This window comes from Porphyromonas pogonae, assembly GCF_036320655.1.
GTDB classification, from domain to species: Bacteria; Bacteroidota; Bacteroidia; order Bacteroidales; family Porphyromonadaceae; genus Porphyromonas; species Porphyromonas pogonae.
This window is the reverse complement of sequence record NZ_CP143258.1, coordinates 2,147,514-2,159,891: the sequence shown is the minus strand read 5'-3', so window position 1 is coordinate 2,159,891 and position 12,378 is coordinate 2,147,514. Positions and strand designations below refer to the sequence as shown.

At 37.5% G+C, this 12,378-nt stretch carries 12 protein-coding genes; 3 read left to right on the top strand and 9 right to left on the bottom strand.

Annotation, left to right across the window (positions count from 1 at the left end):
• Positions 1-3: 3 nt before the first annotated feature.
• Both VYJ22_RS08540 and mnmE read left to right on the top strand, forming a co-directional pair.
• Positions 4-939, top strand: coding sequence for a DMT family transporter (locus VYJ22_RS08540; RefSeq protein ID WP_329903552.1), 936 nt, complete (start codon positions 4-6; stop codon positions 937-939).
• Positions 940-951: 12 nt separating this feature from the next.
• Positions 952-2,361 carry a tRNA uridine-5-carboxymethylaminomethyl(34) synthesis GTPase MnmE gene (gene mnmE / locus VYJ22_RS08535; RefSeq protein WP_329903551.1) on the top strand — a complete coding sequence of 470 codons (1,410 nt, stop codon included), beginning with the start codon at positions 952-954 and terminating at the stop codon, positions 2,359-2,361.
• Positions 2,362-2,387: 26 nt separating this feature from the next.
• On the opposite strand, the gene VYJ22_RS08530 is transcribed toward mnmE, so the two are convergent.
• From VYJ22_RS08530 to VYJ22_RS08500, 7 genes are all read right to left on the bottom strand, one after another.
• Positions 2,388-2,615, bottom strand: a complete 228-nt coding sequence (locus VYJ22_RS08530) for a hypothetical protein (protein ID WP_329903550.1) — start codon at positions 2,613-2,615, stop codon at positions 2,388-2,390.
• A 3-nt stretch (positions 2,616-2,618) separates the two neighbouring features.
• Entirely contained in the window at positions 2,619-3,053 is a 435-nt protein-coding gene (locus VYJ22_RS08525) for a hypothetical protein (protein ID WP_329903549.1), read from the bottom strand.
• Positions 3,054-3,055: 2 nt separating this feature from the next.
• Positions 3,056-3,274: a helix-turn-helix transcriptional regulator gene (locus VYJ22_RS08520; RefSeq protein ID WP_329903548.1), complete on the bottom strand. Its 219-nt coding sequence runs from the start codon at positions 3,272-3,274 to the stop codon at positions 3,056-3,058.
• 404 nt (positions 3,275-3,678) lie between these two features.
• Complete coding sequence (locus tag VYJ22_RS08515; RefSeq protein ID WP_329903547.1) at positions 3,679-4,641, bottom strand: hypothetical protein; 963 nt, start codon at positions 4,639-4,641, stop codon at positions 3,679-3,681.
• 874 nt (positions 4,642-5,515) lie between these two features.
• Complete coding sequence (locus VYJ22_RS08510) at positions 5,516-5,857, bottom strand: GntR family transcriptional regulator (RefSeq protein ID WP_329903545.1); 342 nt, start codon at positions 5,855-5,857, stop codon at positions 5,516-5,518.
• Positions 5,854-6,642 carry a hypothetical protein gene (locus VYJ22_RS08505; protein ID WP_329903544.1) on the bottom strand — a complete coding sequence of 263 codons (789 nt, stop codon included), beginning with the start codon at positions 6,640-6,642 and terminating at the stop codon, positions 5,854-5,856. Before VYJ22_RS08505 ends, VYJ22_RS08510 begins: the two co-directional genes overlap by 4 nt.
• An 8-nt stretch (positions 6,643-6,650) precedes the next feature.
• On the bottom strand, positions 6,651-7,499 hold the full coding sequence (locus tag VYJ22_RS08500; protein ID WP_329903543.1) for an ABC transporter ATP-binding protein: 849 nt from the start codon (positions 7,497-7,499) through the stop codon (positions 6,651-6,653).
• Positions 7,500-7,799: 300 nt separating this feature from the next.
• Here VYJ22_RS08500 and VYJ22_RS08495 point away from each other — a divergent pair, with 300 nt between their 5' ends.
• Complete coding sequence (locus VYJ22_RS08495; protein ID WP_329903542.1) at positions 7,800-8,780, top strand: EamA family transporter; 981 nt, start codon at positions 7,800-7,802, stop codon at positions 8,778-8,780.
• A gap of 1,267 nt (positions 8,781-10,047) precedes the next feature.
• Here VYJ22_RS08495 and VYJ22_RS08490 read toward each other — a convergent pair.
• Entirely contained in the window at positions 10,048-10,986 is a 939-nt protein-coding gene (locus tag VYJ22_RS08490) for an ecotin family protein (RefSeq protein WP_329903540.1), read from the bottom strand.
• Between the two features lie 115 nt (positions 10,987-11,101).
• Complete coding sequence (locus tag VYJ22_RS08485) at positions 11,102-12,340, bottom strand: M16 family metallopeptidase (RefSeq protein WP_329903539.1); 1,239 nt, start codon at positions 12,338-12,340, stop codon at positions 11,102-11,104.
• Positions 12,341-12,378 lie beyond the last annotated feature (38 nt).

The window sequence follows — 12,378 nt, the reverse complement described above, 5'->3', positions numbered from 1 at the left end:
TCCATGTCCAAATTTAAAGGTTTTTTCGCAGGAGTACTATCGTCTGCTACATTCGGTATGATTCCTTTGTTTAGTTTGCCTCTTCTCAATTCAGGAATGCACACAGAAAGTATTCTTTGTTATAGACTTATTTTTGCTGCTATTGCTGTGGGCATTCTTATGTCGTATAAAAAACAGTCTTTCGCTCTTCATAAGAAAGAACTCGGTTATTTGCTTATCTGTGGTATACTTTATTATTGCTCTGCCTCACTCCTATTTTATGGCTATAAAATAATGACCAGTGGCTTGGCCACAACGTTACACTTTCTCTATCCTGTATTTGTAACGCTTATTATGCACTTTGTATTCAAGCAAAAGATATCCCCGTTCACTATAGCTGCTATTATCTTGGCTTTGGGAGGGGTTATGTTATTGAGTATGTTTGGCGAGTCACAGAGTGTAAGTATTGTAGGCATTATTATTGTGATGATTTCCGGAGCATCATATGCGATATATATGGTTTTGGTAAACAATAGAGAATGCCTGCGTACAATGAATAATCTGAAACTTACATTTTATGCCATGTTGTTTTGCGGATTATTTTTTATTATTGATGCTATATTTAATGGAGGCATTACTTTAGCTCCAGATGTGCATGGTTGGATCAACCTGCTTTTGTTAGCTTTATTGCCTACATTAGTCTCCAATATTGCCTTGGTTCAAGCTATAAAAACCATAGGTTCTACACTTACTGCAGTGTTAGGAGCCATGGAACCCCTTGTGGCTATTATTATTGGTATATTTGTTTTCAAGGAAAACTTTACTATCCTTACTGCTATAGGCATTGCTATGATACTGGTAGCTGTAACACTCATCATAATATCACCGTTATTGGACAAGAATATCCAAGCACGATTGGAGCGATTCAGCAGAAACAAGGCGGCGGACACTTTTAATTAAATAAGAATAGCTATGATATTGCATATACAAGAAGATACCATCTGTGCTACTGCTACAGCCCCAGGAGTAGGGGGAATAGCTGTCATCAGGATATCCGGTCCACAATCGATCAGTATAACTTCACAATTTTTCTCATCCATTGGTGGAATATCTTTTGATGATGCTCCTATACGTAAGGCTATTTACGGCAATTTTATCAAAGATGGTGTGGTTATAGATGAAGTTATTGCTATTAAGTACAAAGCTCCACATTCTTTTACCGGTGAAGATACTGTCGAGATATCTTGTCACGGTTCATTGTATGTTCAGCAAATGATATTACAAGCTTATCTTACAGTAGGCTGTCGCACAGCGATGCCCGGTGAGTTTACAAAACGCGCTTATCTCAATGGTAAGATGGATCTGAGCCAAGCCGAGGCCGTAGCTGATCTTATTGCCTCAGAAAGTGCATCGCAACATCGTATGGCTATGAATCAGATGAAAGGAGGGTATAGTGCCGAGTTTGATGCTCTGAGGGATAGGCTTCTTGAGTTTGCATCCTTGGTGGAACTCGAACTTGACTTCAGTGAAGAGGATGTAGAATTTGCCGATCGCTCTCAACTTTGTAACTTGGCCGATGAAATCCATAACAAGCTTAGTGTCCTTATTGAAAGTTTCAGGCTTGGTAATGCCATAAAAAAAGGAATTCCTGTAGCTATTGTGGGTGCAACCAACGTAGGCAAGAGTACCCTCCTCAATCGTCTTTTAGGGGAGGAAAAAGCTATTGTAAGCTCTATTCATGGTACCACAAGGGATGTAATAGAAGATGTCATGAATATTGATGGAATATCCTTCCGTTTTATAGACACCGCCGGTATACGCCAGACAGAGGATGAGATTGAATCCCTAGGGATCCAACGTAGCTACAAGAAACTCAACGAAGCTTTAATAGTCTTATGGGTCGTAGACGCAATGCACCTCAATGAGAGTTTTGACCAGACTTTTGCTTCTCAAATGCAAGAGATTATTGAGAATAAGTCAGTCATTCTGATTGTGAACAAGAGTGATCAGATACAACAACAATCTAAGTCTCTCGAAAAATATTTTCCGACAGAATTTCGTGATTTACCCATCATAGCCATATCCGCAAAAAGGGGAGACCATATAGAACAACTCAAAGCAATGATAAGACAATCAGCTGCTTTACCTCAAAATTCATTAGGCGATATTGTTGTGAGTAATGTAAGGCATTATCACTTGATGTTAGAAGCAATGCAGGCTTTGGAACGTGTCAGAGAGGGGTTGAGCGATGGCATCTCAGGAGACTTTCTAAGCCCTGATCTGCGCCAGTGTATTTCACTTATGGGAGAAATCACTGGCAATGAAATCACATCAGACAATATCCTGCACAATATCTTCGCTCACTTTTGCATCGGCAAATGATTGCTGATAGCAACGATATGTAAGCATCACCAAGCATTAGTAAGGCACTCACCGTGAGTGCCCTTTCTTTTGCCATCTCTGTCTGTTGGGCGTCGTTTATTGGAGAGTGTCGCAATTTTAGGTGTATATGTCAAATTTTTAGGTCTTTTGTTTATAATGTGGAACCCTTGGTCGTAAACAAAAGAATATCCCTCATCACTTTCTGTGAGAATGTCGGCCTTGAGCGTCTTCCAATAAACAATAGCTTGCTTCATACTTCATCTCCTTCTCATTTTCATCGGCACAGGATCTACTTCAAAGCGAAGAATCTTTAAATTTCGTTTAACAGGATTAAGCCCCAACTCTATTCTGAGGTCTTCTCTAAGTTGTATTAGTAGTTCTAAGGTATCTCCGCTTCTTGTTTGGGCTATTTGGTCTGCAAATTTTTGGGCTAGTTCTATTTGCTTTTGCGTCCCTAAAAGTTGAATATCAGCAATAGCTGTTTCCAGTTTTGCATTATGAGAATTATCCAATCTATTGCTCGCACTCTCCATTGTCCTCCATGCGTTGATGAGATATTCGATTGTTACCTCTCTTTTTTTATCTTTTGCACTTTTCTTAAGTGCAAGATAATGGGTTATTCCCCATCCAGAGATTATAAGGAAAGATGATAAAATAATTTCCATTATATTGTTTTGTATTATTTCATTCATACTTAATCTCCCTCTCGTTTCATCGGCACAGAACCACATTCCGAGCCAAAGAGTTCGAAGACTTTATTGACCTTGTCGAGGCGAAGCGTGGTCTTACCTTGCTCCAGTTCACATACGAAACGTAGCCCCACTCCTGCTTTCTCGGAGAGGCCTACCTGCGTCAATTTATATTTCTTGCGCATCTCTTTCACGTACTGCGTTATAACTGTCCTTGCAACCATTTTATTTATTCTCTTGAGATTATTCCCCCCTAAATATGTACCCAAAATCCGTTTTTAGGGTACACGTTTTGAGAATGTGTATACGATTTGCCGTTTTGGGGTACATATTCAAGGCATATCACACTGTGCACTGCACACTTCGCCAAAGCTATTATATACCTTATCAGTGGCAAATATAAGAAATAGAAATCTACTATACCCTTTTCGGGGATATTTAGTTTGTGCCAATTTGATTTGCTCTCTGACGATCTATATCTTTTGCTCTAATTTTGGGCTAGCTAAGTACCCATTGTGTTCTTGGAGATCTCATCAATACACATATATAATATGCAACTACAATAATTCTTATTTACGACCTAAAGTATATTTACCAAAGTCTATCGTGTATGTTGAGAAATCTATGGCTATTCATCCTCTGGAGCTGCATCTCTACCATCGTTCAAAAAGTGACGTTCAGAGGAATCGTCTATAATTACTTGCGTATAAGGATGCTTCCGACTCCAGCGCCAGCTGAAGTTTCCTTCTCGAAAATCTGTGAGCTGCTTACCCTCTCTGTTGAAGAATGCTCGCTCTGCCCCCTTTGAAACTGTAAAGCCAGCTCCATTAAAGTTAGCATGACAGCAATCTATCGGGAAAGGGGTTAAGCTCTTGCCCGTCTTGATATTGATCACATATAGTTCTTTGCCTTTAGAGGCTAAGGCAAAGTCGCCAATTGGTCTACCTATAGTAAGCATTCGGTACTCGGGGTAGAGACGCTCATAAGTTGCCACCAAAGCATGACATTCCTTGAAGTTGTCGTGATATTTAGTTTGGAAATCGAGCTCCGTGTCGGTAATTCCTTTAAACATATTAAGATCGAATTCATACACCTTGGCATCTTTCTCATTTTTACCAAAAGCACACCATTTCTTGAAGCTGGATGCTCTATCTTCGTAAAGATTCGAATTCCACGAATGGTACTCATCACAAACCCAACCTTCGGAGAACCCAAATATTCGAGCGGCATCGAAGGCATCATCTCTTGCCCATAGGCTGATATTCCCATTAATATCTTTTGAACAAGGCCAAAAGTAAGAATAGTAACGAGCCATAAGCCATATATCCCAATACCCTTGCTTGAGGTTGCAGGTTGCATTGATAATGGGCAATTCAAAGCTATACTCTCCTGGATCCTCGTTAGGATTACAGTATTCGCCCCAATTAGGAGAGTCAGAGTTGTATATCTCTATACCCTCGACAAAGCCTTCGCGCCCATCAAAGTATTTCTTTATACAAGATATTGTTTTGTAAAAGATCTCCAAAGCGTGTGCATTGTCATAAAGATCCTCGCAGTCATTGGGAAGAATTAAGCTGAGGTCTATACCCATAGTTTGATAGTTTTAAAATCTTCGACTCTATTGATGTAGATTGTACAGGGATTCAGCATTTGCATAAAAGACTCTTCTACTCTCATTTTATAAGAATGGAATACCCACCGTGGCAAGGAACTAAAGATCTTTACAAGTTTATAGAGGTGGAACTTGTCATTGCTCTGCTCCAAATCTCACACGAAACGTATTTCTGCTCTAGCTTTCCTGTAAGGGCCTACTTGCATCTGTTTGTTATTTCTTGCGCATCTCCCTTACTTACAGTGCTACGATTGTTCTAAAAACAAACATATTATTATATCTATAGCAAATATAAGAAATAGAAATCTACTATGCCCCTTTTCGGGGGTAAAATCCTGACGAAATGTAGAGTTATAGTTTATCTGGATAATTGTGATATTTTGTGCTCACTAATTTGCTTTGTAATGCTTCGAAATTACTATTTTTGCATTAAGCAAGCATGCCAAAAACAAATGAGAGGTATTGTAATCTATTCATTTATATATATTAATACTTACTGTAGGATTGAAAAGATTAGTAACTGAGCTATGCGGTGCAAGTATATAACCTGCTATCTAACAGTTGAATAAAACTGATTTTCTATTTATTTTAGAGTGCCTTGTGCCGATTAAATGGCTAATAGCCTAAGTGATAAAGGTGGTGAATGATGCTCATCTGTAATGAGGATGCTATCCTAATGGCAGCTGAGTATTTATTGTGGGTTGTTATTTGGATTTGTTTCGGGTTGGTGAGGCGTTTTATTTTTGTTTTTATAGAAAATCCACCTACAAATCCCTTCAAGAAGATTTGTAGATGGATATATGATCGGGAGTTTTTTGTAGCTCCCTAATTGTTAATCAGTTGCTGAGTGTATTTAATCGATTTCTAACTCTTTGGGGTCTATACCCAACATTTTCATCTCTCGCTTGAGTGCCGGTAGTACTTCCTTTCTAAACCTTTCACGTCTTTGCTCAAGTATTACTTCAAGAGCATTAGCCGAGACAAAGTATCCAAGCCCTCGTTTACTGTATATCAGGCCTTCCATCTGCATGCGCTCTATTGATCTCATCGCCGTATTGGGGTTTACTTCCATCTCTTCAGCGATCTCCCTTACCGAAGGGACCCTTTCATCAGCTACATAAATGCCTTCGAGTATTCGGTCCTTGATGCGATCTACGATTTGCAGGAATATGGCTTTTTCTTCTAATAAATTCATTGTTTTAGTTGTTTCATTCTCAGTTTTAGATAACTCCAGATAAAGAAGACAATGGCAATAACTCCATTAGAGATTGCATATATATTATTCAAAGAGGTGGGGTTTATGTCTAAACCCTTGAGAAGATAGGGTAGTATATTTATTGAAAGTATGCCTATTATAAATAATACAATACCATTGAGGACAATGGCAATAATGGGTTTGCTCATGGAAATGGCACTGAATAGCAATGTGCTTAATAATAAACCTCCCATAATCCAAGATTCATATGATACTTTAAAGATATACAGGGGATTAATGCAGGGATATCCTCCATTCATATAACCAAAAAGAAAATCACGCCCGGGAAAGTGATAGGTGGTAAAAATATTATAGTGGAGTAAGTAAGTAATCGTGATGGATAATTGAGTAAAGAAGCATGCCAGTAGATAGAAAATAATAGCTTCTATAAACATAACCACGTACTTCTCCCAAACATTGGCAGGTAAAACAGGGTACGCTACCAATTCGGGTTTATTGACTCGTCTGTTGATTGTAATCAGGAATATGAAAACAGACACAAAAGCTATGAACCCAAATTTTCCTTCGTTGGCATTGAGCATTAAGGACTTCATAGTATCTTGTGCTGTATAATTCTGTAATGTAGTGTAATATTTTACTTCCTGAAAACCTGCCATACAGAGAGCCATGATGGAATAAAAGATCAGCAACCAAACTCCTTTGATGTCCCACTCCATCTTTAGCAACAAACCTATTCTTTGCAAACTATTTGTCTTAGCATTCATACTCTCTATTATTTTTGAATTTCGTAATTGTTTATTATTCTCAAGAATTTTTCGCGGTTGGCTATCATACCGTTGAAAAACAATTCCATGGAAAATGGAGTCTCATCCTCAACTTTGTTCTCATAGACCCCTACATTCCCCAAAATAGAGGATTCGGTATATAGTGGTTGCATAGCTTCACCTGCATGAGTTTGTTTGAATGAGAAGAGATTACTCAGCCTGCCTATACTTTCGTTACAGATGATGCTATTTTCATCCATCATCAGGATACGATCGATGAGTTGTTCCAGATCCCTCACTTGATGAGTACTGATGATTACAATCTGCTCATCTGTAATGTAGCGAGCCATGAGCTTACGAAAAGCACTCTTGGATGGGATGTCAAGTCCGTTGGTAGGCTCGTCCATCAGTAATACAGGAACTCTCAGCGAAAGAGCCAATGCTATTACAGCTTTCTTCTTTTGACCTTGAGACACTCTTCCTAACTTCATATTCCAATCCAGTTTGAAATTTTGGATTAAGTCTTCTGCCACTTCCGGGCAATATGAAGGGTAAAAAGGTGTAATGATATTGAAATACTTCCGAATAGTGATATTAGGACATTTTACCTCTTCCGGTAAATAGTAGACTTGCGATAAAAAATCTATATCTCTATTATAGGGATCGTACCCGCAAACATTAATCTGAGATCTCGACGCCAGCAATTGTGCTGAGATCAATTTGAGCAGGGTGGTCTTCCCTTCACCGTTACGTCCCAGAAGACCTGTGATGCTGCCTACAGGCAATGAGAAAGACATGTTATCAAAGAGATTGCTCTTTCTCCCATAAGCGAAACTTAATTTATTTACATTTATCATTGTGTTCTACTTGATTAGTACACCACAAATATAATAAGTATATTTTGATTTCCAACTAAATCCGATTTTATTTTTTTTATTTTATTCATCTGGCTTTAATAGATTGTGTAAAACAAAACGATGTCTTCTCTTAATATTGTGTGTACAAATTGATCCGGTTATTCTGTTTTTAGTTTCAAAATTTAGACTTTGGTAAAGAGTCTAGTACCATTCGTTGTAATATCCGTTTGTTTGATTAAAGTGATAATTGGGTACTGACCTATGATCTTAATAAAATAAGCCGTAACTTTGGGTTCGTTTATGAAAAAATCCACACAAAAAATGAACGAGAGACTGAAAGGCAGTTTATTGGTTTTTATAGGAGCTTGTAGCTTTGGTATTTTATCTACAATTGTAAAAACAGCATATGATTATGGCTATACTTTGGGAGAAGTAACGGGTAGCCAAACTATGCTGGGTATGCTCATTCTATGGTTAGTATATTGGGTTACAAAACAGCTGAAAAAAAATAAATCACAACAAAAAATACATAATAGCACTCACCAAACAACATCCAAAAATAAGACATCTTCCTGGAAAGTTATGTTTGCAGGTATTTTTACCGGTTTGGTAGGAATATTCTATTACCAATGTGTAAAACTCATACCTGCATCTATAGCTATTATCTTACTGATGCAGAATGTTTGGATCAGTATGCTTATAGAAACAGTTGCATTCAGAAAAAGACCTTCAAGAGCACAATTATTTTCTGCTGTGATTGTTCTGATAGGGACAGTGCTTGCAGCCGGAATAATGAATGATAAAGTAAGTCTCAATGGCGCCGGTGTCATATATGGTCTGTTGGCAGCATTCTCTTATTCAATATTTATCATAACAAGTGGTAGAGTGGGCAATGACCTTGATGTAATTCATAAAAGTGCTTTAATGATCACAGGTGCGTGTGCTATTACATTCATCATATTTCCTCCGGCTTTTCTTTTTAATGGACTTCTCTTTAAGGGCTTAATCAAATGGGGGCTGGCTCTCGCAATATTCGGCACAGTAATACCACCGTTTCTTTTTTCCAAAGGAATACCTCTTACAGGGGTATCATTGGGAGCTATACTCGGTGCTGCAGAACTTCCTGTAGCTGTATTGTCGTCAAAATTTGTGCTACATGAGCAGGTAACAGTGGTTCAGTGGATCGGTGTGATAATAATACTCACTGCAATAGTAATACCTAACCTACCTAAAAGGCGTAATAATCATATCATCATAAATAGGGCTGACAGTCGCTTCTGACCAATCAGAGTCATGATTTCTAAGTTCATAACGCCGTTGTGAAAAAAACGTAAACTCATCTTGGGATAACGAAATACACCCTTAATACATGTGATTAATAGTAACAATTTTATTGTTTATAATGGAACGGAGTCGCAGCTTTGTTATTGACAAATGGTTTTGCTTGGGGTTGTTTGTGAATCAAAAGGCTTGTAAATTTGCCTAAATCCAATCTTTTTGATAATGCTCCGTGATGGGTGATTTAAGGATTATGATATCAATATGACACCCCAAAAACTGCTGATTTTTCTTTAACTAGGTGGAATCATTTTCTTAGTTAGGCTTTGTTATTTTTCTAACTACAAAAAAGCAAACGCTTAGTTAAGAAAAAAGAGGAACCTAGTTAGAAAAATATTTCAGCTTAGTTAAGAAAAAAAGGACTTTCACTCACAAATTAATAAAGCCGTAAAGGAGAGCGAAAATCTCCTTTACGGCTTTATTAATATCTTAGTGTGTATTTTTACAAAATGTCAATTTGATATTTATCACTTATCCTCTCTTTGTGACAAAATGTAACATCCATAGCTGTGCATGTCCATGTAGCGTATGTCGGAAAAATAATTTTTTGTCGGTAATGTTTTGAAAGAGGGTGTTGTTATAGTTATTATTGTTGTCATAAAGTATATATGTATAAATTAATTTGTATACCGACAAAGATACAACATCTTACCCCCGTTTGTCAAGAGCTCATGGTGTTTTTTTATTAACTTATACTAAAAGTAGGGTAATAATATCCATCATATCCCATGATACTTTAGTGTCATCAAGTCTAGGGGAGATAGCTCGATTTAATGATAATTTTGCTGAAGTTTCCGGATAAAGAGTACTCCGAATAAATCACATACACCTCGGTGATATACAAGATATGTGTTATAATAGCATACGGGTTATGAACTCCAAATTATGCAACCTGAAGGCGTCTTATGTACTGATTTCCTTTTTTGAGACTGTTGCAAAAGTCAACAGTCTCGTGGATTTTGGAGGCAAAACCGACAAAAGATACTTTGACCGGGCAGAGAGGATAAAGTACAAGGCGCTAAGAGTGAGCGCACAGGGAGTTTACTTCCGGTAAATGACCAAGTGCGAATCTCGCAAGCAACGCAGTAATTTGCCTGCTATGCAACAGTCTCTTTTTGGGGGAGAGATATAAAATAAATAGGTCAGCATCCCGATGAAATGCTGACCTATCCACAACCTAATCAATAATAAAAACTTGAAAACAATATTTCTATTTTACTTTTTGCATGGAATGGAGTTTACCGGCTTGCCATATTCTATATTGAACCTTTATCTCTTGTGGTACAAATACTACTATAGGACTGTCAATGGGAATATCAATAATCTCTCCTTTATTAGTAACTAATTCCTCTTTTGTTTTATTGTCTTTACACCCCATTCTAGTCGAAACTATACCACCATCCGACTCGAATATGTAATAAGGGTAGCTGTAACCCTCTACGGTTTTTTCTTTGAGTTCGCCTAAAAGGGAGTGTATATTACAATAATCTACTTGCGCAGATTTAGACGGAATGATCTGAACCTTTTTTCCCGATAAATCTTGACTTTGTTTATCGTTTGGAATATATATGATGAACTTTTCATAACCTTTAATCTCTTTAGGAGTATATTCTATCATTTCTTTGATAGAAGGGGATAATGGTTTGGATTTCTCATTGTCTGCCATTATCTTTTTACTGCCCTTCCATATCATATATTGAATGTTTACTTTTTTGTTTCCGTATGCAACGATGGGAGTTTTTGCTGTATATGGTGTCATGATTCCTTCTCCCGTAATACACTTTCTGACTAATTTGTTTTCCGGACAGAGCATCAGAGTCCCTGTAATCACACCATCTCCTTTATAAGTATAATAATCATATCCTTTGACAGAAGCCTGAATCATTTTGCCAAAAAGTAAAAATTTGTTACATGTATCTACACTGTCATACCTGGCCGGTAATATTTCTACCAAATAGTCCTCAGGATTCTTTACCGTGGGTAGTATAGTCATGTATTGAGTTTCTCCGGCCTTAGGCTTAGGGTATAAACTCAAGTCTTTTTTTGCGCTCTGATCTATAGGTTTGGTTTTGTTTTGTGCTGTAGCACTTGTTGTATATGCAGCTACAATAGCTGTCATTAAAATAAACTGAGCAATTAACCTTTTCATATGATATGATTTATTTATAAAGTATAATGTATACTGAAATTATAACAATTTTATACAATAAAAGGTTGTTTGCCCTATATACTGCATGTGAGAGAGATAAATTTTACTTAAAAAGTTAATAATATACCAACCTGTTCATTTTGTATGGATCCAATACTTCTGCTGCAACATCTGAAATATCTTGCGCTGTGATGTTATCGATTTTCTTATATATTTGTTCCAAAGAATCAAACTTGCCATAGTGCATCATACTTTTCCCCATGGAAAGGAAAGAACTCTCTTTATTATCAGCAGCTATGGCGAGTTGTCCTTTGAGTTGCCTTTTGGCTTTGATGAGTTTGTCTGACGATAGGGGAGTATTCATGAAAGAGTTTAGCACCTCAATCACTAACTCAATACATTTCTCTGCATTTTCTTTTGAACATCCGAAGTAAATTGTAAACATACCGATGTCTGTATATGCGGTGTAGTTACTCTCTACATTGTAGGCAAGGCCGTGAGTTTCACGCAGGCTCATATTCAGGAGAGAATTCATTCCCGGCCCCCCGATAATGTTATTGATCAAACTGAGGGTAACCCTTTTGTTATTGTACATAGAATAAGCATATGCTCCCATGATGATATGATGCTGATATGTCCCTTTGCGTTTGTGTACCAAGAGAGGTATGTCTATTTTACTTCTTTCGCAAAAAGTCTTTAGACCCTTGTCGCTTTGTTTTAAGATTACGGGCTGTGCAGGAAAGAGGTACTCGGCTAGCTCACATATCCTGGACATTTCGGCTTTGCCCTGAATAAAGAGAGTGATATTGTCCGGGGTATAGAATTCTTTTACAAACTGACGTCCCATCTCAGGTGTAAAACGTTTTACGGATGCTTCTGTTCCTAGAATATTATGTCCCAGAGCATGACCTCTGAAAAGAAGATTTTCAAAATCGTCAAATATAAGTTCGGCAGGCGAGTCTTTGTAGGAATTAATTTCATCTATGATCACTACTTTTTCCTTATCAGTTTCTTCTTGAGGGAAGCGGCTATTGTTGATAAGGTCAGCCATAAGAACAAAAGCTCGGTTGAAGTGTTGGGAAGGTAGTATTGAATACAAGAATGTTTCTTCTTTGGTTGTGAAAGCATTGATTTCTGCTCCCACTTCCTCCAGTCTGAAGATAATCTGCTCGCTTTTTCTCTTTTGAGTACCCTTGAAAAGCATATGTTCAGTGAAGTGAGCAAGCCCATGTTTACGAAGATTTTCGTTTCTGGTGCCGACTTTGATGCCAAATCCTATGTAAGTAACAGGGCTTTCTTCGGGCATAAATATGATTTTTAGTCCTGAAGAGATTGTTTCAGTAATATATTCCATTAAAATAATTCACTATCTATAATTGAAGTTACAAAATT